Source organism: Pseudoxanthomonas sp. J35 (assembly GCF_000513995.1).
Classification (GTDB): Bacteria; Pseudomonadota; Gammaproteobacteria; order Xanthomonadales; family Xanthomonadaceae; genus Pseudoxanthomonas.
The window spans coordinates 14068-37083 of record NZ_AZVB01000025.1; the positions used below are offsets into that span (position 1 = coordinate 14068).

Annotated in this window: 20 protein-coding genes and 2 pseudogenes; 7 read left to right on the top strand and 15 right to left on the bottom strand. The window is 70.3% G+C overall.

The annotated features are described in order from the left end of the window. Positions 1 to 99 precede the first annotated feature (99 nt). A complete protein-coding gene (locus PSEJ35_RS0112745; protein ID WP_051412676.1) occupies positions 100 to 1176 on the top strand; it encodes a histidine kinase in 1077 nt (358 codons plus the stop codon). On the opposite strand, the gene ppnN is transcribed toward PSEJ35_RS0112745, so the two are convergent. From ppnN to grxD, 5 genes are all read right to left on the bottom strand, one after another. Continuing rightward, positions 1158 to 2537 (bottom strand): nucleotide 5'-monophosphate nucleosidase PpnN, encoded by a 1380-nt coding sequence (gene ppnN, locus PSEJ35_RS0112750; RefSeq protein ID WP_028918133.1) that lies wholly within the window; start codon positions 2535 to 2537, stop codon positions 1158 to 1160. The two genes, PSEJ35_RS0112745 and ppnN, sit on opposite strands and share 19 nt — an antisense overlap. 173 nt (positions 2538 to 2710) lie before the next feature. Continuing rightward, positions 2711 to 5962: a carboxypeptidase regulatory-like domain-containing protein gene (locus PSEJ35_RS0112755; protein ID WP_156924815.1), complete on the bottom strand. Its 3252-nt coding sequence runs from the start codon at positions 5960 to 5962 to the stop codon at positions 2711 to 2713. A 232-nt stretch (positions 5963 to 6194) separates the two neighbouring features. Beyond that, a complete protein-coding gene (locus PSEJ35_RS0112760; protein ID WP_028918135.1) occupies positions 6195 to 6794 on the bottom strand; it encodes a YhgN family NAAT transporter in 600 nt (199 codons plus the stop codon). Beyond that, positions 6791 to 7552, bottom strand: a complete 762-nt coding sequence (locus PSEJ35_RS0112765; protein ID WP_051412677.1) for an SDR family NAD(P)-dependent oxidoreductase — start codon at positions 7550 to 7552, stop codon at positions 6791 to 6793. The genes PSEJ35_RS0112760 and PSEJ35_RS0112765 overlap by 4 nt, the downstream gene beginning before the upstream one ends. Then, entirely contained in the window at positions 7549 to 7869 is a 321-nt protein-coding gene (grxD, locus tag PSEJ35_RS0112770; protein ID WP_028918137.1) for a Grx4 family monothiol glutaredoxin, read from the bottom strand. The genes PSEJ35_RS0112765 and grxD overlap by 4 nt, the downstream gene beginning before the upstream one ends. A gap of 102 nt (positions 7870 to 7971) precedes the next feature. On the opposite strand from grxD, the gene PSEJ35_RS0112775 reads away from it, so the two are divergent. Then, positions 7972 to 8553, top strand: a complete 582-nt coding sequence (locus PSEJ35_RS0112775; protein WP_028918138.1) for a Fe-Mn family superoxide dismutase — start codon at positions 7972 to 7974, stop codon at positions 8551 to 8553. Between the two features lie 70 nt (positions 8554 to 8623). Here the strand turns inward: PSEJ35_RS0112775 and PSEJ35_RS0112780 are convergent, their stop codons facing one another. Both PSEJ35_RS0112780 and purE read right to left on the bottom strand, forming a co-directional pair. Continuing rightward, a complete protein-coding gene (locus PSEJ35_RS0112780; protein WP_028918139.1) occupies positions 8624 to 9769 on the bottom strand; it encodes a 5-(carboxyamino)imidazole ribonucleotide synthase in 1146 nt (381 codons plus the stop codon). Further along, positions 9766 to 10290, bottom strand: coding sequence for a 5-(carboxyamino)imidazole ribonucleotide mutase (gene purE / locus PSEJ35_RS0112785; RefSeq protein WP_028918140.1), 525 nt, complete (start codon positions 10288 to 10290; stop codon positions 9766 to 9768). Before purE ends, PSEJ35_RS0112780 begins: the two co-directional genes overlap by 4 nt. A gap of 59 nt (positions 10291 to 10349) precedes the next feature. Between purE and PSEJ35_RS0112790 the strand changes: the two genes are divergently transcribed. The 4 genes from PSEJ35_RS0112790 to PSEJ35_RS0112805 all read left to right on the top strand — a co-directional run bounded on the left by PSEJ35_RS0112790 (position 10350) and on the right by PSEJ35_RS0112805 (position 13383). Then, positions 10350 to 10619, top strand: coding sequence for a Trm112 family protein (locus tag PSEJ35_RS0112790; protein ID WP_024869851.1), 270 nt, complete (start codon positions 10350 to 10352; stop codon positions 10617 to 10619). A 4-nt stretch (positions 10620 to 10623) separates the two neighbouring features. Next, on the top strand, positions 10624 to 11490 hold the full coding sequence (nadC, locus tag PSEJ35_RS0112795; protein ID WP_028918141.1) for a carboxylating nicotinate-nucleotide diphosphorylase: 867 nt from the start codon (positions 10624 to 10626) through the stop codon (positions 11488 to 11490). Positions 11491 to 11675: 185 nt separating this feature from the next. Beyond that, a complete protein-coding gene (locus tag PSEJ35_RS16235) occupies positions 11676 to 12980 on the top strand; it encodes a DUF2272 domain-containing protein (protein WP_084635553.1) in 1305 nt (434 codons plus the stop codon). A 58-nt stretch (positions 12981 to 13038) separates the two neighbouring features. Beyond that, entirely contained in the window at positions 13039 to 13383 is a 345-nt protein-coding gene (locus PSEJ35_RS0112805) for a DUF3301 domain-containing protein (RefSeq protein WP_028918142.1), read from the top strand. 36 nt (positions 13384 to 13419) lie between these two features. On the opposite strand, the gene PSEJ35_RS0112810 is transcribed toward PSEJ35_RS0112805, so the two are convergent. The 6 genes from PSEJ35_RS0112810 to PSEJ35_RS0112835 all read right to left on the bottom strand — a co-directional run bounded on the left by PSEJ35_RS0112810 (position 13420) and on the right by PSEJ35_RS0112835 (position 18415). Next, complete coding sequence (locus PSEJ35_RS0112810; RefSeq protein WP_028918143.1) at positions 13420 to 13878, bottom strand: ClpXP protease specificity-enhancing factor; 459 nt, start codon at positions 13876 to 13878, stop codon at positions 13420 to 13422. 47 nt (positions 13879 to 13925) lie between these two features. Further along, positions 13926 to 14561: a glutathione S-transferase N-terminal domain-containing protein gene (locus PSEJ35_RS0112815; protein WP_028918144.1), complete on the bottom strand. Its 636-nt coding sequence runs from the start codon at positions 14559 to 14561 to the stop codon at positions 13926 to 13928. 169 nt (positions 14562 to 14730) lie between these two features. Next, complete coding sequence (locus tag PSEJ35_RS0112820; RefSeq protein WP_028918145.1) at positions 14731 to 15474, bottom strand: cytochrome c1; 744 nt, start codon at positions 15472 to 15474, stop codon at positions 14731 to 14733. Then, a complete protein-coding gene (locus PSEJ35_RS0112825; RefSeq protein ID WP_028918146.1) occupies positions 15467 to 16726 on the bottom strand; it encodes a cytochrome bc complex cytochrome b subunit in 1260 nt (419 codons plus the stop codon). The genes PSEJ35_RS0112820 and PSEJ35_RS0112825 overlap by 8 nt, the downstream gene beginning before the upstream one ends. Positions 16727 to 16729: 3 nt before the next feature. Further along, complete coding sequence (gene petA / locus PSEJ35_RS0112830) at positions 16730 to 17347, bottom strand: ubiquinol-cytochrome c reductase iron-sulfur subunit (RefSeq protein ID WP_028918147.1); 618 nt, start codon at positions 17345 to 17347, stop codon at positions 16730 to 16732. 147 nt (positions 17348 to 17494) lie between these two features. After that, positions 17495 to 18415, bottom strand: coding sequence for a lytic transglycosylase domain-containing protein (locus PSEJ35_RS0112835; RefSeq protein WP_028918148.1), 921 nt, complete (start codon positions 18413 to 18415; stop codon positions 17495 to 17497). A 145-nt stretch (positions 18416 to 18560) separates the two neighbouring features. Here PSEJ35_RS0112835 and miaB point away from each other — a divergent pair, with 145 nt between their 5' ends. Continuing rightward, positions 18561 to 20021, top strand: a complete 1461-nt coding sequence (gene miaB / locus PSEJ35_RS0112840; protein WP_028918149.1) for a tRNA (N6-isopentenyl adenosine(37)-C2)-methylthiotransferase MiaB — start codon at positions 18561 to 18563, stop codon at positions 20019 to 20021. Positions 20022 to 20964: 943 nt separating this feature from the next. Here miaB and PSEJ35_RS16245 read toward each other — a convergent pair. Both PSEJ35_RS16245 and PSEJ35_RS16250 read right to left on the bottom strand, forming a co-directional pair. After that, positions 20965 to 22067: pseudogene (locus tag PSEJ35_RS16245) on the bottom strand (ABC transporter permease). After that, positions 22064 to 22985: pseudogene (locus PSEJ35_RS16250) on the bottom strand (ABC transporter ATP-binding protein). Before PSEJ35_RS16250 ends, PSEJ35_RS16245 begins: the two co-directional pseudogenes overlap by 4 nt. Between the last annotated feature and the right edge of the window lie 31 nt (positions 22986 to 23016).

Here is a 23016-nt window from a genome sequence, read left to right on the forward strand (position 1 = left end):
CGGGCTGGGGCATGCCAGCATGCAGCCGATGAACGGCCGGACCCGGTCCATCAACGGCCGGGGACTGCCAGCACCGCGCCAAACAGGCATCATCGACACATGAGCGACCCCCTGCCCTCCTTCCCGCTCCAGGACCCGCGCCCCCTGACGCCACTCGATGTCCTGTGGCAGCCCTCCGTGATCCTGTGGGCGATCCTGGCCGGCGAGGGACTGGCGCTGCTGTTGGCCCTCTCGCCCGGACTGGCGGTCGACCGGTGGAGCTACTTCGGCCTGGCGTCCCTGCTCATCCAGTGGGTCCTGCTGCTCTCGCTGGGGTGCCTGTACCTCTTCCGTCACAGGCTGGCGCGCGTGAGGCCGCTGCTGATCGCCTACCTGGCCATCGCGCTGCTCGTGGCATTGGCCTGGGCGGCACTGGGGGTCACGAAGGCGCTGCTGGGCAACGACTGGGGCATGACCCGCGACGCCTGGCGGGAGACCTTCCTGCTCTGCACGGGCATCGCCATCACCGTCGGCCTGCTGGGACTGGCGACCTTCCAGAACCACTGGCGCACCCGCCAGCTGGCCGTGCGCGCCAAACAGGCGGAACTGGAGGCGCTGCAGGCGCGCATCCGCCCGCACTTCCTGTTCAACACGCTCAACACCGGCGCCGCGCTGGTCCACCAGCGGCCGGAGGAAGCCGAGCGGCTGCTGCTGGACCTGGCAGACCTGTTCCGTGCGGCGCTGGCCGGGCCGAAGGAGATCAGCCTCGGCGACGAGCTGGCGCTGGTGCGCCGCTACCTGGAGATCGAGGGCCTGCGCTTCGGCCCGCGCCTGCGCGTGGACTGGCACCTGCCCGATGTACTGCCACCGGTCCGCGTCCCCGCACTCTCGGTGCAGCCGCTGGTGGAGAACGCGATCCGCCACGGCGTGGAAACAGGCGCCGAAGGGGGCGACATCCGCATCGACGTCACCGAGGAGGCCGGCTTCGTCCAGGTCTCGGTGGGCAATGCGCTGCCCCTCGTGCCGGTGCGCCCGCATGTGGGGCACCAGGTCGGGCTCAACTCGGTGCGCGCCCGGGTCCAGGCACTCACCGGCGGACGGGGCGGCGTGTCGGTCCAGAACGGACCGGACCGGCACATCGCCACCCTGGTGCTGCCGGTGGGTCTCGCGGACGGACCTCAGGCCACCACCCGGTAGCAGGGCCGGTACTCGCCGGCGATCTTCATCCGGCGCTGCTCGACGAACGCGCGCAGCAGGCCGTCCAGCGCCTGCATCATGTCCGGCGCGCCGTGGATCTGGAACGGGCCGTGCTGCTCGACCTGGCGCATGCCCTCCTCCTTGACGTTGCCGGCGACGATGCCGGAGAACGCGCGGCGCAGGTCCGCCGCCAGTTCCGACGCCGGCCGGCCGTGGTGCAGGTCGAGCGACGCCATCGCCTCGTGGGTCGGCGCGAACGGCTGCTGGAACTGCAGCGGGATGCGGATGCCCCAGTTGAAGTAGAACGAGTCCTTGTTGGCGATGCGCGCCTCGCGCACCTTGCGGATCCCGGCCACCATCTTCTTCGCCACCGCCGCCGGATCGCCGATCACGATCTCGTAGCGTGAGGTCGCCGCCTCGCCCAGGGTCAGGCGCAGGAAGCGGTCGATCTGCTCGAAGTACGGCGCGGCGATGGTCGGGCCGGTGAGGATCAGCGGGAACGGCAGGTCGGCGTTCTCCTCGCGCAGCAGGATGCCCAGCAGGTACAGGATCTCCTCGGCCGTGCCGACGCCGCCGGGGAACACCACGATGCCGTGGCCCAGGCGCACGAACGCCTCCAGCCGCTTCTCGATGTCCGGCATGATCACCAGGTTGTTGACGATCGGGTTGGGCGACTCGGCGGCGATGATCCCCGGCTCGGTGATGCCGATGTAGCGGGTCTGGTGCCGGCGCTGCTTGGCATGGGCGATGGTGGCGCCCTTCATCGGCCCCTTCATCGCGCCCGGGCCGCAGCCGGTGCAGATGTCCAGGCCCCGCAGGCCCAGCTCGTAGCCGACCTGCTTGGTGTAGATGTACTCGTCGCGCGAGATCGAGTGGCCGCCCCAGCACACCACCAGGTTCGGTTCGGTCGGCTCGAGGATGCGCGCGTTGCGCAGCAGCCCGAACACCGCCTCGGTGATGCCCTCGGAGGTGCGCAGGTCGACGCCGGAACCGTCGCCGCCCAGCTCGATCGCGGTCCAGGCCAGGTCGCGCACGGTGGCGAACAGCAGCTCGGCCACGCCGCGGATGATCTCGCCGTCGACGAAGGCCATCGCCGGGGCGTTCTTCAGGTCGATGCGGACCCCGCGGTCCTGCTGGGTGACCTGGATGTCGAAGTTCGGGTAGAGGTCGCGCGCGGCGCGCGGGTCGTCGTTGGCGCTGCCGCTGGTCAGCACCGCCAGCGCGCAGCGGCGCAGCAGTTCGTGCATGCCGCCGGACGAGGCGTCGCGCAGCCGCGCCACTTCCCGGCGGGACAGGATGTCCAGACCTCCGCGCGGATAGATGCGTGCGTCCTGCACGGGCAGCGTGCTGTTCTGGGTCATGGGTTCACGGGGCTTTGCAAAGGGTCGGTCGGCGACTTTACCCCACCGGCGCCAGCCGCGCGCAAGCGCCGTCCGCCATGGCCCGGCCGCCGGGCCGGCCCATCGAGCCCGCCCCGAAAAGCAGACGGCCGGGTTGCCCCGGCCGTCTGCGTCTGTTGCTGCCCGCGAAGGGATCAGAAGCGGTACTTCAGGCCCAGCATCACCGACCAGCGCGACACCGCGGTGTTGCCCTTGTCGTTGTTGTTTTCCTGGATCTGCGGCTCCTGGGCCGAACCGGTGAAGTTGTACACGTACTTGCCGGTGGCCGGATCGATGCCCGCGTAGTTGGCCACGCGCGCGGTCGCATTGAAGCCGTAGTCCTCGATGTGGCCCCACTTCTTGTTGAGCAGGTTGCCGACATTCATGATGTCCAGCGACAGCTCGGTCTTGTGGCCGCGGAACAGGCCCGGCAGCTCCTGGCTGATGCGCACGTCGACGCTGTTGGTCCAGCTGGTGCGGAAGCGGTTGGCCGGAGCCACCTGGCCCTTGTAGCGCGCCAGGTCGGGGTGCTTGGCCAGCCAGTCGAAGAACTGCTGCTCCATCGCCGCGCCACCGGTCCACAGCACGTCGCCAGGACCGGCCGGCACGTAGAACAGGTCGTTGAAGTAACCCGCACCGTTCGCGCTGGTCGCGTCGCCGTTGGCGTCGTTGTAGAAGATGTAGCTGAACGGACGGCCGCTACGACCCTCGTAGAACGCCGACACGCGGGTCTTGTAGTCGCCGAAGAACGCCTTCTGCCAGTGCAGCTGGCCGCTGATGCGGTCCTTGATCGCGTAGCGCGAGTCGTAGGCCACGTTCTCGTTGACCGAGAAGATCGGCGTGTTGCCCCAGTTGGAGGTGTTCTGCGAGCTGGTCATCGGGCTGACCTCGGTCGCACGGGTGTAGGTGTAGAACAGCGACCAGCCCCAGGTCTCCTGCAGCGGCTTGTCCAGGCCGAAGGTCAGCTGGGTGCTGTCACCCTTGCTGGTGTTGCGGATCAGCAGCACGTCGCCGATGCCATTCGGACGCTTGGCCTTGGTGGCGGCGCCGTTGGTGCCCGGGTCGATGCCGTAGCGGCCCGCATTGGCCGGGTTCAGGCCCGCGGCGTTCCAGTACAGCGGACGGCCGTCCTGGCCATAGGCGGTCGGGCCTTCGCCGGCGGCGTTGTACAGGTCCAGGCGCTCGACGTAGATGCCGTCGTTGACCTTGGTGAACAGCGCTTCGGCCGACGCGACGATGCCGTACCACGGCAGCTCGGTGTCGAACGCCAGGTTGGCCTTCCACACGGACGGCAGCTTCAGGCCCGGCTCGATGATGTCGACGTTGTGGCGGGCGCAGCTGGCCAGCGTCGGGATCGGGTTGCAGGCCGGGTTGTTGGCGCTGCCCGGGATGTACGGCGGGTTCACCTCCGGGGTGAAGATCGCGCCCGGGTTGCTCAGGGTGTACTCGACGTAGTTCAGGCCGGTGTTGGAGTAGGCACCCGACAGCCACACGTTCGGGGCTGCGCCGCCGAACAGGCCCACGCCGCCGCGCAGCTGGGTCGGACGCTCGCTGTCGAAGGTGTAGTTGAAGCCGAAGCGCGGCTGCACCAGCTTGTCGTCCGGCACGACGGTGTTGTCGTAGCCGTAGACCTGCTCGATGAAGGGGTTGTGCAGCTTCTGCGCGCTGTAGTCAGGCAGGTCGACGCGGACGCCGAACATCAGGGTCAGGTTGTAGTTGACCGCCCAGGTGTCCTGCAGGAACAGGCCGGTGTTCTTCAGGGTGAACGCGGCCGGGACGTCGGCGTAGGTGCCACCGTCCGGACGCGGCGCGCGCACGATGTACTGCGACGGGGTACCGGCGACGAAGGCGGCCAGGTTGTTGAAGGTGTAGACGCCGTTGAGGTTACGACCGTAGTAGTTCATCAGGTCGTTGTCCTGGTGGTCGGCGCCGAACTTGACGGTGTGGTCGCCGACGTACCAGTTGGCCGCGCCGAACAGGCTCAGCTCCTTGCTCTCGACGATGTTGACGTGGGTGTTCTGCTCGGTACCCAGGTAGATCGACGAGTTGTTGGCGCCGAAGCCGCGGATCTGGATCTGCGGCAGGTTCGACGACGGCGAACGGATCGCCGAGTAGTCCTTGTAGGAGGCCTTCAGCTCGGTGGAGAAGTTGTCGCTCCAGTCGCTGAACAGCTCGGCCATCACGGTTTCGTAGGTCTTCGGCTGCGCGTACCAGTAGCTGCTCAGCGAGACCGTGGTGCTGCCCATGCCCGGGAAGCGCATCACGCTCTGTTCCATCTTGTTGTAGCGGATGGCGGCGCGGTGGTCTTCGTTGATGTTCCAGTCGAGCTTGAGCGCGTACTCCTCGATCTCGGTCTTGCTGTCGCCAGGCGAGGCCAGCGAGCCGGCGTCGAAGCCGTGCGCGTTGGCGGCGGCGATGACCGCGGCGATGTCGGCATCGGTCACGTTGCCGGCGCCGTAGGCGGTGTCGCTCAGGCTGACGCCCGGGGCGGTACGGGTGTACTTCTCGTAGTTGGCGAAGAAGAACAGCTTGTCCTTGACGATCGGGCCGCCGAAGGTGGCGCCGACGGTCTCTTCCTTGTTGAAGCCGTTGAAGATCCGGCCTTCAAGGTCCTCGCGCACCATGTCCTTGTCGCGGTAGGTGTAGTACACCGTTCCGGAGAAGTCGTTGGTGCCCGAGCGGGTCACGGCGTTGATGACCGCGCCGGTGCCGCCGAAGATGGTGGTGTCGTAGTTGGCCAGGTCGATGTTGATTTCCTGGATCGCGTCCATCGACACCGGCTGGCGCTCGGTCGGGAAGTTGTTCGACTCCAGGCCGAACGGGTCGCCGGCGCCGATGCCGTCGATGCGGATCGCGTTGAAGCGGCTGTTCTGGCCACCGGCCGAGATCGCGCCGTCGGCCTTGCTCACCTGGGTGATGCGCGGGTCGAGGCGGATGAAGTCCTGCATGTTGCGGTTGGCCGACGGCAGGGCCTCGATGGTCTGGCGGTTGACGTTGGTGCCGGTGCCCATCTTGGTTGCGCTGAACACGTCGGAGCCGACGGCGTAGCCGACCGCGGTCACGCCCTGCAGGGTGGTGATGTCGCCGGTCAGCTGGACGTTGACGGTGTTGACCTGGTTCAGGCCCAGGTACACGCCTTCCTCGGTCTTGGTGCCTTCGCCCGGCTTGGCGATGGTGATGGTGTACGGGCCGCCGACGCGCAGGCCGCGGGCGTTGTAGCGGCCGCTGGCGTCGGTGGTGGCGCGGCTGACCGTGCCGGACTCGACGTGGGTGATCACCACCTCGGCGCCGACGACCGGCTCGCCGCTGGAGGAGAGGACGGTGCCACCCACACCCGAAGAGGTGCTCTGGGCAAACGCGGGAGCCGCAGCGAGTGCAGCGACCAGACCCAGGGTGAGTTTGGACATCCGGAGTCGACGGTTATCGGTCATGAGTGGCCTCAATGGTGGGTGGCTTTGGGGCGGCAGCCCGTGGCTGACGAGGTGGAAAAAGTTTTCCGCGCAATGGTTGCAGGGGTTAACAACAGATTAACATGCTAGAGACGTGATGTGATCATCACATTACAAAAATCTATTGCGGCGCAACACGCGCAAGTCCGTACGCCGACAGGATTTTTGTCCGGAAGCCCTGACTCCCCAGTCAGGCGCCGGTTCCCGTCCCCAGGTAGGTGGCCAGGCCATCCAGCAGCATCTGCACGGAGATGGCCACCAGCAGCATGCCCATCAGTCGCTCCACGGCCGACAGCGCGCGGCGGCCCAGCAGCCGGTACAGCAGCGGCGACGCCAGCAGGATGGCGGCGGTCGCCACCCAGGCCATCAGCAGGGCCAGGCTCCACTCACCCAGCCGGTCCGGCTCCTTGCTACCCAGCAGCATCACCGCGGCCATGCCCGAGGGGCCGGCCACCAGCGGGATGGCCAGCGGCACGATGAAGGGTTCGCCATCGGGGATCTCACCCATCAGCCCCTCCGGGCGCGGGAAGATCATGCGGATGCCGATCAGGAACAGGACGATGCCGCCGGCGATGGAAACCGATTCCTGGCGCAGATGCATCAGCTCCAGCGCGTACTTGCCGCACCACAGGAACAGCATCAGCACCACCAGGGCGATCAGCAGCTCGCGCACCAGCACCACCCGCTGGCGGTGCGGCGGCAGCGGCTTGAGCACGCTGAGGAACACCGGGACGTTGCCCAGCGGGTCCAGGATCAGGAACAGCAGCAGCGCGGCCGAAAGCACGGTCATGCCGGCAGGTCCTCGGGGTCCGGAGCCCAGATGGTGCCGCGATGGGCGGCGCCGGCCGGCGACAGCAGGGTGACGCAGGCGCCGGCGTAGGCGGCGGCGTCGCGGGCGCGCGGATCCAGGTCGTCGGCGTAGGCGCGGCCGCGCAGGGCGGTGCGCATCGGCCCCGGCTGCAGCCCGGCCACGCGCACCGGGGTGCCCGCAACCTCTGCGGCCAGCATCTCCACCAGCGCGCGCAGGCCATGCTGGGCCACGCCGTAGCCGCCCCAGTAGGCCTGGCCGACCCGGGCCGGGTCGTCCACCGCCAGCACCACGGACGGATCCGCGGCCTGTCGCAACAGCGGCAGGCAGGCCTGCAGCAGCCACCACGGCGCGGTCAGGTTGACGTGGATGGCGCGGGCGAAGACCGCCGGATCGATGTGCTCCAGCGGAGTCAGGCCGCGGAACTCGGCGGCGCAGTGCAACAGCCCGTCGAGCCGGCCCAGCCCGGCGTGGATGCGCCCGGCCAGTTCGGCGTAGTCGTCGGGAGTGGCGCCTTCCAGGTCCAGCGGATACAGCACCGGCTCCGGACCGGCCTGGGCGACGGCGTCGTAGACCCGGTTGAGCTTGGGCACCTTGCGGCCGAGCAGGACCAGGGTCGCGCCGGCGGCGGCGCAGGCCTCGGCCGCGGCGGCACCGAGGCCGCCATGGGCGCCGGTAAGCAGGACGACGCGGCCGGCCAGCGGCTGCGGGGCGGCGGTAGGCAGGGCGAACAGGCTCACTGCGACTGCGCTTCGCTGACCATGCGCTGCAGCTCGCCGGACTCCAGCAGCTCCAGGGTGATGTCGCAGCCGCCGATCAGCTCGCCGTGCAGGAACAGCTGCGGGAAGGTCGGCCAGTTGGAGTAGCGGGGCAGGTTGGCCCGGACCTCGGGCTCCTCGAGCACGTTCACCGTGTGCAGCTGCCCGGCGCCGGCGGCCTGCAGGGCCTGCACGGCGCGCGCGGAGAAACCGCACATCGGATAGGCCGGCGTGCCCTTCATGAACAGCACGATCGGATGGCCTTCGACCTCGGCCTGGATGCGCTCCATCACCGCCATTGCGAATCTCCGTGGACGGGGGCGCGTGCCCGCGTCGGCTAGACTGAAGTTGCAATTGTAATCCCTGCGCCGCCGCGCCGACGCCCGACCCACCGGAACCCCATGCCGATCGAGCTGCCCGACCTGCCCTTCGCCCCTGCCGCGCTCGAGCCACACCTGTCGGCGGCCACCCTCCAGGCCCACCTCGCCGGCCACCGGGCCTGTATCGAGGAACTGCAGCAACGGCTGCCGGGCAGCGGCCTGGAAGGACTGGAGCTGGAGGACCTCGTGCGCCGCGCCCGCGGCCGCCTGGCCGGGCTCGCGGCGGAGGCCTGGAACCACGGCTTCTTCTGGAGCTGCCTGTCGCCGCGCGGCGGCGGCGATCCTGCCGGCCGGCTGGCCGACCTGGTGGCGCGACAGTACGGCGATGCGGCGCGTTTGCGCGAAGAGTTCAATCGGATGGCACTGGGCCTGTCCGGCCCGGGCTGGACCTGGCTGGTGCAGCGGCCGGACGGCAGCCTCGGCATCGTCGCCACCCGCGGCGCGGGCACGCCGCTGACCGGCACCGACACGCCCCTGCTGGCCTGCGACCTGTGGGAACACGCCTACTGGCTGGACTGGCAGGACGGCAAGGCCGCCTACCTGGAGGCGTTCTGGAAGGTGGTCGACTGGCAGGCCGCCAGCCCCCGCCTGCGCCCCCCGTAGAGTCGGGCTTGCCCGACTCCCACGCCGGCGATCCCGGCGTCGCGCAAAGCGCAGCGCGGCAAGCCCCGCTCTACGGAGCCTGCAGGGCCTTGATGACGGGGGCGACCTGGTCGTCGCGGCCGAGCGCCTGGCCGACGCGCGCCAGCGCCCCGGCCAGGCCCGCCGCATCGTCGCTGCGCAGCGTGGCGTGGCCAACCTTGCGGCCGGCGCGCGGCTCCTTGCCGTAGTCGTGCCAGTGGCCGCCGGGTTCGCCCAGCACGGCGCTGGCGTCGGGCATGGCGCCAATCCAGTTGAGCATGCAGGCGTGGCCGCGCATGGCGGTGCTGCCCAGCGGCATGCCCAGCACGGCGCGCAGGTGGTTCTCGAATTGCGAGGTCTCGGCGCCCTCGATGGTCCAGTGGCCGGAGTTGTGCACCCGCGGCGCCAGCTCGTTGGCCAGCAGCTGGCCGTCGCGGCAGAACAGTTCCAGCGCGAACACGCCGACGTAGTCCAGCCGTTCGGCCAGGCGCCGCGCGTAGCCGGTGGCGGTTTCCGCCAGCGCCGCGTCGGTCCGCGCCGGCGCCAGGCTGGCCGACAGCACGCCGTCGACGTGCCAGTTCTCGGTCAGCGGCCAGGTGCGGAACTCGCCATCGCGGCCGCGCACGGCGACCACGCTCATCTCCCGCTCGAACGGTACGAAGGCTTCCAGGATCAGGCCGACCTTGGTCACCTGCGCGCCCAGCGCATCCCAGGCCAGGTCGGCGTCGGCCAGCGCGCGGATGCGGAACTGGCCCTTGCCGTCATAGCCGAGCCGGCGGGTCTTGAGGATGCACGGCACGCCGACGGTCGCCAGCGCCGCGTCCAGCTCCTCGCGGCTGGACACCGGCGCGAACTGCGGCACCGGGATGCCCAGATCGCGGAACAGGGTCTTCTCGGCCAGCCGGTCCTGGGCCACGGCCAGCGCGCGCGGGTTCGGGAACACCGGCACCCGCGCCGACAGCCATTCGGCGCTCTCGGCCGGCACGTTCTCGAAGTCGAACGTGGCCACGTCGACCTTCGAGGCGAACTCGGCCAGCGCGGCCTCGTCGCGGTAGTCGCCCACCAGCAGCGGCGCGAACTGGCCCGCGCAGGCGTCGGCCACCGTGTCCATGACCAGGAAGCGCAGGCCCAGCGGGGCGCCGGAAAGCGCCAGCATGCGGGCCAGCTGCCCGCCTCCGAGAATGCCTGCGGTGGTCATTGCCGGGGGTCGTCGTGGGCGAGCACGTCGTCGGTCTGGCGCTGGCGGAACCCGTCCAGCGCCTCGCCGATGTGCGGGTGGTCGGCGGCCAGCAGCGCGGCCGCGAACAGGCCGGCATTGGCCGCCCCGGCATTGCCGATGGCGAAGGTGGCGACCGGGATGCCTGCCGGCATCTGCACGATCGACAGCAGCGAATCCATGCCGTTGAGGGCCTTGCTCTGCACCGGCACGCCCAGCACCGGCACCGCGGTCTTGGCCGCGAGCATGCCCGGCAGGTGCGCGGCGCCGCCGGCGCCGGCGATGATCGCGCGCAGGCCGCGCGCCTTCGCCGTGGCGGCGTACTCGAACAGCACGTCCGGGGTGCGGTGCGCGGACACGACCTTGACCTCGTACGGCACGCCCAGGGCGTCGAGCTTCTGCACGGCGTGCTGCATGGTCTCCCAGTCGGACCGGGACCCCATCACGACGCCGACGAGGGGTGGAGCGGACTGGGCCGCGGGCGGGTTGGGCTGGGCTGGCATGGCCGTCCTCGGTGGCAAGGCCGTATTCTAGCCGTCTTCCCCGCGAACCGCCCCCGCCCATGGACCGCAAGCTGCTCGATCTCCTGTGCTCGCCCGATACCCGCCAGCCGCTGGCGCTGCTGGAAGCGCGCGGCCTGGAAGCGCTCAACCGCGCCATCGCCGCCGGCCAGGTCAAGCGCGGCGACGGCAGCGTGCAGGTCGAACCGCTGCGCGAGGCCCTGGTCAGCCGCGACCGCCGCCAGGTGTTCCGCGTAGACGACGGCATCCCGGTGCTGCTGGTCGAGGAATCGCTGGCTACCTCGCAGGTGGCCGACTTCCCGGCGGGCTGAGCCGGTGGCCGCGCCGGTTCCGCCGCCGCAGGCCAGCATCCTGGCCGACGTGCGGCGGGCGCTGGAGGAGGACCTCGGCAGCGGCGACGTCACCGCCGCCCTGCTGCCCGACGTACCCGAGCGCGCCTACCTGCTGTGCAAGGAGCCGGCGGTGGTCGCCGGCGCGCCGTGGTTCGAGGCCTGCCACCGCGAACTGGACCCGCAGGTGCGCATCGAATGGCGCGTCGCCGATGGCGACCGCGTCGAGGCCGGCACCGTGCTGGCCGTGCTCGAGGGCCGCAGCCGCGCCCTGGTCAGCGCCGAGCGCACTTCGCTCAACTTCATGCAGACCCTGTCGGCCACCGCCACCACCACCGCCATCTACGTGGACGCGGTGCGCGGCACCGGCGCGACCATCCTCGATACGCGCAAGACCCTGCCCGGCCTGCGCCTGGCGCAGAAGTACGCGGTCCGCGCCGGCGGCGGCGCCAACCATCGCATCGGCCTGTACGACACGGTAATGCTCAAGGAGAACCACATCCGCGTCGCCGGCTCGGTGTCCGCGGCGATCGCCGCGGCGCGCGCGGCCCAGCCCGGACTGCCACTGGTGGTGGAGGTGGAAACGCTGGGGCAGCTGCGCGAAGCGCTGTCCTGCGGCTGCGACCGCATCCTGGTCGACGACTTCAGCGCGGAAGAGCGCCGCGAGGCGGTGCGCATCGCCCGCGCGGCGCCGTTCGACGGGCGGATCCCGCTGGAGGTTTCCGGCAGCGTGGACCTGGCCGGCCTGCGCGCGATCGCCGAGGACGGCGTCGATTTCATCTCGGTCGGCGCGCTGACCAAGCACGTGCGCGCGATCGACCTGTCGATGAAGCTGGGCGCGCCGCCGGCGTAGCCCGCCTTCGCGCACGCCCTTCTCCCGGCAGCAAGCACGCCTGCACGGAGGCGTGCAGGCCGGCGCCCGATGCCCCTTGGCCCGGCGCCGCCGCGCCTTGCGTTTTCCGCCGTCACGGCCGTCGCGATCACGACCCATCCACCGTCGGCGGCTAAGCTCGTTCCGCACCCAGGGAAGGACCCGCCATGCGCAAGCACCACGCACTCGCCCTGCTCGCCCTCGCCCTGCCCTCCGCGCCTGCGGCCGCCGCGGGCGTGGAGGTGTGCGACCTGCCGCCGCGTTTCGGCATCGAACCGGCCGCCGCGGCGATCGTCCGCACCGCCTGCGAGGAGCACCGGCTGTGGACGCGGCCGTTCATCGAAGCCGACGGGCGCCTGGCCTGGCTGGGCGTGACCGAGTCGGAAAGCTCGGCGCTGGCCGACGGCATCACCCCCGCGTGGCAGCGCGTGGCCCGCTACTGGCGCGACAGCGGCACGCTCTACCCGATGGCCTCCAGCCCCGGCGCCAACAGCTGCATCTACCCGGGCGGCGTGCGCGCGACGGACAACGACTGCCGCGCCTTCATCGCCGACAACCCGTGGTCGGCGGCGTTCATTTCGTGGGTGATGGCGCGCGCGCCGCTGCCCGGCTTCCACGGCTCGCCGCGGCACATGGACTACATCGCCCGCGCCTGGCGCGATCCCGCCGGCAGCCCGTACCTCTACGCGGATCCGTTCACCGGCCGCCCCGCGCCGGGCGACCTGCTCTGCTTCCTGCGCGCGGACGACCACGGCCGTGGCCCCGAAGGCCTGCGCCAGGCCCTGTCCGGGCAGGCGCCGCTGCCGGTGCGGTCGCACTGCGACATCGTGGTCGCGGCGAACGTCGGCGGCGACCGCACGCTGTACCTCATCGGCGGCAACGTGCTCAACACGGTGATGATGCGCAAGCTGCCGCTGGATGCGTCCGGCCGGCTGCTGCCGGGCCCGCTGCAGGCCGCCGCCGAGGGCGCGCTGCGCGGACCGGAAGCGGTCGCGGGGCAGCCTGTCACCGATACGGGCGCCGCGGCGACGCCTGCACCGGCATCCGTGGCCGCCACCACCAGCAGCATGGCGCCCAGCGACGACGTCGTTCCCACGGCCTGCCGTCCCGGCAATCCTTCGGCGTGCAGCTTCAACCGGCGCGACTGGGTGGCGCTGCTCAAGCTCAAACCACAGGCGCAGCTGCCTGGCGGCGTGCCTGCCGCCGCCCCTGTCTCGACCTACACGCCCGCGACCGGCGCGGCACCGCCGAGCGCCCCCTCCACGCCGCCGCGCAAGGCGGTTTCACCGGCCACCGCCCCACAGGCACCCACCGTCGCGCCAACGCCCGCTCCGGCCACCGCGCCGGGAGCACAGCCGTCCGGAACTCCACCGGCGTCCTCCGCGACTCCACCCGCCACGCCTGCGCCGGGCGCGCCGCAGAGCACCTCGCCGCAACCACCACCCGCGACCACGCCACCACCAGGCGGCTGAACCGACCAGGGCGATGCCGCGCATCGTGGCGCCGCGCCGCTTCGGCTACAGTTCGCGCATGCCCAGCCTGATCCTGCTGATGATTGCCGGTGCCGCCATCGCCGCGTGGTGGAACGCCTCGCGCGCGGCCGCCGAACGCGCCGAAGCGCTAGGACGCGACGCCTGCGCTGCCGCCAACGTGCAGTGGCTCGACCACAGCGTGCACGGTACCGGCGTGCGCCTCTACCGCCGCGAGGACGGCTGGCTGGGGCTGGAGCGCAGCTTCCGCTTCGACTACTCGGAGGACGGCATCGAACGCCACGTCGGACGCATGGTGCTGCGCGGCGACCGCCTGGTCTCGTTCGCCGGACCGGCCCAGGGCGGGCGGATCCTGCCGTTCGTCCCGCGCGGCGGCGGCCAGTAGCGCCCTCGCCGCGGACAGCGCTGCGGGGCCTGGCGGCTACTTCACCACCCGCAGGTGCGGGCGCTTGCCGGCCGGCGGTTCCGGCGGGGTCTCCGGCGGATGGTCGTCGCCATCGTGGCCGTCGTGGTGGCCATCATGGTCGTCCGGCGGCTCCGGGGCTCCGGCGCTTTCGTCCGGCAGGACCATGCCCTGCCCGGTCTCCCGGGCGTACACCGCCAGCACCGCGCCCACCGGCACGCTGACCGGCTGGCTCACCCCGCCGAAGCGGGCGGTGAAGCCGATCCATTCGTTGTCCATGTGCAGGCCGACCACGGCGCGGTCGGCGATGTTGAGCACGACCTTGCCCTCGCGCACCGCGCCGGGGGGGACGCGCACGCCCGGCACCCCGGCATCCACGAGGATGTGCGGGGTCATGCCGTTGTCGTTGATCCACTCGGTCAGCGCCCGCAGCAGGTACGGACGGTAGCTGGTCATGCGCGGGACGTCGTCGCTCATGCGCACAGTCTACCCCTCCGCGGCGTTTTCCGCCGCGAACAGGGCGCTCAGGCCGGCAGCTCGCGCAGTTTCTTTTCCTGCTCGGTCAGGCTGCGCAGGAAGCCCGGGTTGCGGAAGATGCGGTTGCCGTAGTCCTCGATCGGCTTGCCGTCCTTCGGCAGCGGCACGTCCAGCGCCTGCAGGCGCCAGATGATCGGCGCCATGGCGCAGTCGGCCAGGCTCATTTCCGGGTTGAGGAAGAACTTGCTGGCGCGGAACAGCGGCAGCGATTCGGTCAGCAGCTCGCGCAGGCGCTTGCGGCCGGCCTCGGCCTGCTGCCTGTTGCCCAGCTGGATCGCCTGCACCTGCGGCACCCAGTCGTGCTCGATGCGCAGCATCGCCAGGCGCAGGCGCGCGCGCGAGAGCGGATCGACCGGCATCAGCGGCGGGTGCGGGTAGCGCTCGTCGAGGTACTCGCTGACCACCGAGGCGGCGTACAGCACCAGTTCGCGCTCGACCAGGGTCGGCACCGAGTGGTAAGGGTTGAGGTGGATGAGGTCCTCGGGCGGATTCTGTGCGTCGACCGGGACCAGGTCGTAGGTCACGCCCTTGGCCGCCAGGACCAGGCGGACCCGATGACAGAGCACGTCATCGACGGACGAGAACAACGTCAGGGTATTGCGCATACGCACGCTCGCTGCCATCTAGGCCTCCGAGACGGCCGGAATCCGCCGGCCGCTTGCGGCGCTGCCAGGCCCCTCGCCGGCAGTCGCCTCCATCCCCCGAGTGTGCAGGCCCGCGACGGAAAAGCGCAAGGCCGTATGGCCCCTTTCGGGGTCGCGCCGCGCCCGTCCCGGGCGCGGCGCCTCTGGATCAGTGCACGTCGGACCAGTATTCCTGCTTGAGCAGGTAGGCCAGGAACGACAGCGCGACCAGGAACAGGATCACCCACACGCCGATGGCCTGGCGCTTGAGCGCGGCCGGCTCGCCGGCGTACTCGAGGAAGTTGGTGATGTCGCGGACCGCCTGGTCGAACTGCTCGGCCGACAGCTGGCCGGCCGAGGTCACCACCAGCCGTTCCGGATGCCGCTCGCCCACCTCGTCCGGAGGGCCGAACTCGGCGTGCTGCAAGCCCTGCAGCTCCCACAGCGGGTTGGGCATGGACACGTTCGGGAACAGCTGGTTGTTCCAGCCCAGCGGACGCGACTCGTCCAGGTAGAACGACTTGAGGTAGGTGTAGATCCAGTCGCTGCCGCGCACGCGCGAGATCAGGCTCAGGTCCGGCGGCATCTTGCCGAACCACTCGGTGCCGTCCGCGTCGCGCATGGCCACCTGGATCTGCTCGCCGAACTTGGCGCCGGTGAAGTTGAGGTTCTGCATCACCTCTTCTTCGGTCAGGCCCAGGTCGTCGGCCATGCGCGAGTAGCGCAGGAACTTCAGCGAATGGCAGCCCGAGCAGTAGTTCATGTACAGCGCGGCGCCGCGCTGCAGCGAGGCCTTGTCGGACAGGTCGTTGCCCGCCTGCTGCAGGTTGCCGCCCGAAGCGGCCAGCGCGGCGGCGGAGAACAGCAGGCCGGCGACGGCAGAGGCCAGCAGGGCAATCCACTTCTTAGTCATGCGTCGTCACCCGTTCCGGCACCGGCTTGGTCTTGTCCAGCTTGGTCCACAGCGGCATGGTCAGGAAAAAAAGGAAGTAGTAGACGGTCAGCACGCGGCCGACGATGGTCTCCACCGGGTCGGTGCCGGGGCCGGCGCCAATCTTGCCCAGCCACACGAAGCTGAAGGCGAAGCCCAGCAGCAGGACCCGCGACAGCCAGCCACGGTAGCGGTAGGACTTGGCCTTGGAGCGGTCCAGCCACGGCAGGGCGAACAGGATCGCGATCGCGCCGAACATCACCAGCACGCCGCCGAGCTTGTCGGGGACCACGCGCAGCATCGCGTAGAAGGGCGTGTAGTACCACACCGGCTTGATGTGCTCCGGCGTGACCAGCTTGTTGGCCTCGGTGAAGTTGTCGTGCTCGAGGAACCAGCCGCCGAACGCCGGGGCGAAGAAGATGATGAAGGCGGCGATGACCATCATCGCGAACACGTAGAAGGTGTCCTTCACCGTGTAGTACGGATGGAACGGCACGCCGTCGGCCGGGGCGGTGGGCGACCAGCGGTTGCCCTTCGGGCCCTTCTTGATCTCCACGCCGTCCGGGTTGTTCGAGCCGACCTCGTGCAGCGCGCCCAGGTGCAGCACCACCAGCAGCAGCAGGACCAGCGGCAGGGCGATCACGTGCAGGGCGAAGAAGCGGCCCAGGGTGGCGTCGGACGGCAGGTAGTCGCCCATGATCCACTCGGTCAGGCCCTGGCCGATCACCGGGATCGCGCCGAACAGCGAGATGATCACCTTGGCGCCCCAGAACGACATCTGGCCCCACGGCAGCACGTAGCCCATGAAGGCTTCGGCCATCAGCACCAGGTAGATCAGCATGCCGAGGATCCACACCAGCTCGCGCGGCTTCTGGTACGAGCCGTACATCAGGCCGCGGAACATGTGCAGGTACACGACGATGAAGAACAGCGAGGCGCCGGTGCTGTGCATGTACCGGATCAGCCAGCCCCACTCCACGTCGCGCATGATGTACTCGACCGAGGCGAAGGCCTCGGCCGCGCTCGGCTTGTAGTGCATCGTCAGGAAGATGCCGGTCACCAGCTGGTTGACCAGCACCACCATCGACAGCACGCCGAAGATGTACCAGATGTTGAAGTTCTTCGGCGCGTAGTACTCGGACATGTGCTTCCGGTACATCTGCGCCAGCGCCGGGGCGCGGTCGTTGACCCAGCCCATCACGCCTTCGACGGTGCGGGTGATGATGTTCGCCATCGCTTACGCCCCCTGCGGATCGACGCCGATGACGATCGTGTTGTCGTCGGCGTAGTGGTGCGGCGGCACGACCAGGTTGGTCGGCGCCGGCACGCCCAGGAACACGCGCCCGGCCATGTCGAAGCGCGACTTGTGGCACGGGCAGAAGTAACCGCCCTTCCACTCCGGATCGAACGGCTCGGGGCGGATTTCGGCGGCCATTTCCGGCGAGCAGCCCAGGTGGGTGCACAGGCCGACCAGGACCGAGATCTCCGGCTTGAGCGAGCGCAGCTCCGGGTTGGCCTGGCGCACGTACTCCGGCTGCTGGTCGGCGTTGTCCGACTTCGGGTCGCGGAGGCGGCTGTCCAGGGTCGGCAGCGCGTCGAGCACGGCCTTGGAGCGCTTGACGATCCAGATCGGCTGGCCGCGCCACTCCAGGATCAGCCGCTGGCCCTCCTGCAGGGCGCTGATGTCGGCGACCACCGGCGCGCCGGCCAGCTTGGCCCTCGCGCTGGGATTCAACGACTTGATGAACGGCACTGCGGCGAAACCGGCACCGACGGCGCCCACCGCTACGGTGGTGGCGGTCAGGAACCGGCGTCGGCCCGTGTTCACGGGCTTGTGGACCTCATCGTTGGCCATCCGGCACTCCGAAAATCTTCTGCTGGTAGCGTTGGCTGCCTGCGGCGCGGACGGTCCAAGAGCGGAACGTCCGGACGCAAAAGACGGGGAAGTGTAACGGAACGCTTAACAGGCCGACAATGGCGCAAGCGTGTCCGGACATATGCATCAGCGCGCGGCCAGGACGCCGCGGTAGCGCTCGGCGAGCACCGCGACCCGCTGCACGTAGCGTTGGGTCTCGCTGTAGGGCGGCACGCCCCGGTAGCGGTCCACCGCCCCCTCGCCGGCGTTGTAGCCGGCGGCGGCGAGGGTCAGGTCGCCGTTGAAGCGCTTGAGCAGCCAGGCCAGATACTGGACGCCGCCGCGGATGTTCTGGGCGGCGTCGAAGCTGTCGGCCACGCCGAAACGCTGCGCCGTGGCCGGCATCAGCTGCATCAGCCCCTGCGCGCCAGCGTGCGACAGCGCGGCCGGGTTGAATGCCGATTCGGCATGGATGATCGCGCGCACGATCGCCTCCTCCACCCCGAACTCGCGCGCCGCGGCGGCGATCTCGGCCTGGTAGGCGCTGGTGTTGAGGCGCACAGCGGCGAAGCTGACGCCCGGGTTGACCGCGCAGGCGTAGCAGGTCTCCATATAGCTGTAGGCGATCGTGCGCACGCTGCCTGCGCCACCGGCCGGCGGCCGGCTGGTGTAGTGCGGCACGCCGTCCTTCATGTAGGCATAGACCTGGCCCTGCACCCGTCGCCGTGGCGCCGCCCCCGCGACCGGGGCGGTGGCAGCCGGCAGCGGGGCCGGGACGATGGCGTCGCTGCGGGCGGGGGCGGGCACCATGACCGGCGCAGCCCCCGTCGCACTCGCAGGCATGGCCTTTGCAGCCTGGCTGGCCGGAGCGGACGCGACCTTCGGCCGGCTGGCCCGGCGCTCGGGGACGTAGTGCTGGAAGACCCGGCACTGGGCGCCCGGAACCTTGCGGTTGACGTAGCTGGCGACCCCGTCCTCGCCGACGCAGCGGTACAGCGTCGCCGCACCGGCCGGCATGGCGGCCAGTGCCAGCAGCAGTCCGCCGGCGATCCCCAGGCTCCCCTTCATGGCGCGGAGTATCCCGGCTTCACGCGGCCTTGCCAAGCGGCCTGCGCAAGCGTCCCGCCCCCCGGGAGTCCCCAAGGGCGCCCCGGCCCGGTCCGGGCTAGACTATCCGGCTCCCTACCCGCCTGGAATAACCGCCATGACCGGGATGACCGCCACGCCGGACGCCGCTCCGGACGCCGCCATCGCGCCCGCCTCCCCCGCCCCGACCCTGGTGCCCCTGCCGTCCGCCGCCCCGCGGCCGATCCCGGGCGGCGCCCGCGGCAAGCTCTTCATCAAGACCCACGGCTGCCAGATGAACGAGTACGACTCGGCGCGCATGGCTGACGTGCTGGCCGAGCACGAGGGCCTGGAGCTGACCGACAACCCGGAGGAGGCGGACGTCGTCCTGGTCAACACCTGCTCGATCCGCGAGAAGGCCCAGGAGAAGGTGTTCAGCCAGCTCGGCCGCTGGAGGGCGCTCAAGGGCCGCGGTCGCGAGGTCATCATCGGCGTCGGCGGCTGCGTGGCCTCCCAGGAAGGCGAGGCCATCGTCAAGCGCGCGCCCTACGTGGACCTGGTGTTCGGCCCGCAGACCCTGCACCGCCTGCCGGAGCTGATCCGCGCCCGTCGCGAGCAGAACCGGCCGCAGGTGGACATCTCCTTCCCGGAGATCGAGAAGTTCGACCGCCTGCCCGAGCCGCGCGCGGAAGGGCCGAGCGCCTTCGTCTCGATCATGGAGGGCTGCTCCAAGTACTGCTCGTTCTGCGTGGTGCCCTACACCCGCGGCACCGAGGTCAGCCGCCCGTTCGAGGACGTGCTGGTCGAGGTCGCCCAGCTGGCGGCGCAGGGCGTGCGCGAGATCAACCTGCTGGGCCAGAACGTCAACGCCTACCGCGGGCCGATGGGACCGGACACCGACGAGGTCGCCGACCTCGGCCTGCTGATCCGCACCATCGCCCAGATCGAGGGCATCGGCCGGATCCGCTTCACTACCTCGCACCCGCTGGAGTTCTCCGACTCGCTGGTGGAGGCCTACCGCGACGTGCCGCAGCTGGCCAACTACCTGCACCTGCCGGTGCAGGCCGGCAGCGACCGCATCCTCAGCGCGATGAAGCGCGGCTATACCGCGCTGGAGTTCAAGCAGAAGATCCGCAAGCTGCGCGCGGTGCGCCCGGACATCTCGATCTCCTCGGACTTCATCGTCGGCTTCCCCGGCGAGACCGACGCCGACTTCGAGAAGACCATGAAGCTGATCGAGGACGTGGGCTTCGACCAGAGCTTCTCCTTCATCTATTCGCGCCGCCCCGGCACGCCTGCAGCGGACCTGCCGGACGACACGCCCGACGCGGTCAAGCACGCGCGCCTCGAGCGGCTGCAGGCGGCGATCAACGCCAATGCGGCAAGGATCTCGCAGGCAATGGTGGGCTCGGTGCAGACGGTGCTGGTGGAAGGCCCGTCGAAGAAGAACCCGAACGAGCTGACCGGCAAGACCGAGAACATGCGCTCGGTGAACTTCCCCGGCCATCCGCGCCTGATCGGCCAGTTCGTCGACGTGGTGATCACCGAGGCCCTGACCAACTCGCTGCGCGGCCGCGTGGCCGTGCGCGACGGGGGCGCTGCGGCGTAAGCGCGGCCCCTCCCGTCCGGACACACCGGCTGCAGTTGCAGGCGCAGCAGCAGCGACAACAGCAACAGCAACAGCAACGGCAACGGCGCCTGGGGGATCGGCTTCGGACGGAGCCGCGGCAGCGCGGGGGTATGGCGCAAGCAGCACATGGATGTGCTGCGGTCGCGCGTTGGAGCCACGGACGGCGGAACCGCGCGATGCGCCAGACCCCCTTGGGGCGGCGGCCCCGTCCGAAGCCCGCCACCCCGACGCTGTCGCTGTCGCTGTTGCTGTCGCTGTTGCCGCCGCCGCTGTTACTTCCGCGCTCGCCCTCGTGGAACCTCCGCCAGCGGGCGTAGCCCGGGCAAGCGAAGCGCACCCGGGAATGGCGCGCGACAAGCGCAGGATCAGGGCGCATCAGGCGCGTCTCCGGATGCGGCCTTATCCGGGCTACGACGGCTCGTCGCGACGTGCTCGTGTAGAGCGGGGCTTGCCCCGCTGCTTTTCACGGTACCCGGGACATCCGGCGGGGGAGTCGGGCAAGCCCGACTCTACGAATGCGCCGGAGAGGGTGATAGGCCGACAAACGTCGCAGGCAGCCCGCCCCTTTTCCCCCAAGCCCTCTCCTGGTGGAAGAGGAGCTCCAACGCGCCGCAATAGAAGCGCCGACCGCAACGCCGCCCGAGGACGTCGTCCCAAGGGGGTCTGGCGCAAGCAGCACATGGATGTGCTGCGGTCGCGCGTTGGAGCCAGGGATGGCGGAACCGCGCGATGCGCCAGACCCCCTTGGGGCGGCGGCCCCGTCCGAAGCCCGCCACCCCGACCCTGTCGCTGTCGCTGTCGCTGTTGCTGTTGCTGTTGCTGTTGCCGCTGTTGTCGTCGCTGTGACTTCCGCGCTCGCCCTCGTCAAGGCTCCTCCCGCGCGGCCACGACGAGACGCAGCGATCCGGGATGGAGCCCCCCCTCAATCCAGCCGCTTGCGGAACTGCAGGATCGCGGCGGTCATCATCACCGTGGTGAAGGCCACCAGCGCCAGCACATCCGGCCACAGATCCCACAGGCTGGCGCCGCGCAGCATGATGCCGCGGACCAGGCGCAGGAAATGGGTCAACGGCAGCACCTCGGCCAGCCACTGCACCGCCGGGGGCATGCCAGCGAAGAGGAACATGAAGCCCGACAGCAGGATCGATGGCAGGAACACGAAGAACGTCATCTGCATCGCCTGGAACTGCGACTTCGCCCGCGTGGAGATCAGCAGCCCCAGGGTCAGGTTGGCCACGATCAGCAGCAGCGCCGCCAGGTAGACGTGCAGCAGGCTGCCGTTGAGCGGCACCTGGAACAGCCCCATGCCCAGCAGCACCAGCGTGGTCTGCAGCAGGCCGATGACGATGTACGGCGCCACCTTGCCCGTCATCAGCTCGGCACGGCTGATCGGCGTGGCGATCAACAGCTCCATGTTGCCGCGCTCGCGTTCGCGCACGATCGACACGCCGGTGAACAGGACCATGGTCATGGTCAGGATCACCCCGATCAGTCCCGGCACGATGTTCACCGCCGAACGCCGCTCCGGGTTGAAGAACGACACCATCGCGATCGCCTGCTCGGCCAGCCTGCGCGTCGCCGGCGAGGCCGTCGCCACGGCGTCCTGCACCGGGACCTGCGCCAGCTGCACCGCCGCGCTCTGCATGGCGTTGTCGCTGCCGTCGACCAGTACCTGCACCTGCGCGCGCCCCTCGGCACGGCGCCGCTCGAAGTCCGGCGGGATGGCGATGCCGATGCCGTACTCGCCGCGGCGGATCGCCGTCATCAACTGCTCGGGCGTCTCGACGAAGGCGACCGGCCGCACCACGCTGGTGGCGACGAGGTCCATCACCAGCGCGCGCGAGGCCGCCGTGTTGGCTGGTCGGCGATGCCTGCGGGCAGGTCGCGCAGGTTGGTGTTGATCGCATAGCCGAACAGCAGCAGCTGCATCACCGGGATCGCCACGATCATCGCCAGGGTGATGCGGTCGCGGCGCATCTGCCGCAGCTCCTTGAGCATCACCGCCCACAGCCGCCGCCCGCTCATGACCGCTCGCCTTCCGGGTGACGGCCGCGCGTGGCGGCGACGAAGACGTCCTCGAGGCTGGGCGTGGCCAGCTCCACGCGCGCATCCAGGCTGGCGCCGCGCAGCGCCAGCCGCGCGCGGTCGACCGCCTCGCCATCCTCCAGCAGCACGCGCAGGGTATTGCCGACCTGGGCCACGCTGGTGACGCCAGGCACCGGCTCCAGCGCGCGCTTGGCCCGCCGCGGATCGCGCGCCGCCACCGCCAGCGTGCGCCCGGCCAGCGCGCCGGTGAGTTCGGCCGGCGAACCATCGGCGACCAGCACGCCGCGGTCGAGGATCGCCAGGCGGTGGCAGCGTTCGGCCTCGTCCATGTAGTGCGTGGACACCAGCAGGGTGGTGCCGGCGTCAGCCAGCTCGAAGAGCTTTTCCCAGAAGTCGCGGCGCGATTCCGGGTCGACCACGCTGGTCGGTTCGTCCAGGAACAGCAGCCCGGGTTCCTGGATCACCGCGCCGGCCAGCGCCAGGCGCTGCTTCTGGCCGCCGCTGAGCGTGCCGGCCAGCTGCTTCTGCCGGTCCCCGAAATGGTACTGCGCGACCAGTTCGTCGATGCGCCGCACCGCGCGCGCGCGGCAGCCCCTGCACCGCGGCGAGGAACTCCAGGCTCTCGCGCACGGTGAGGTCCTCGAACAGCGGGAACTTCTGGGTCATGTAGCCGATCCGCCCGCGCAGCGCCTCCGCCTCCTCTGGCACGCGCAGGCCCAGCACCTCGATCCGGCCTTCGCTGGGCGTCAGCAGGCCGCAGAGCATGCGGATGGTGGTCGACTTGCCCGAACCGTTCGGGCCAAGGAAGCCGTAAACGTGGCGACGCGGCACGTCCAGGTCGACATGGTCCACGGCCGCCAGGTCGCCGAAGCGGCGGGTCAGGCCGCGGGCGTGGATCGCCGTGCCCGTTTCCGGCGCCGCAAGCGGC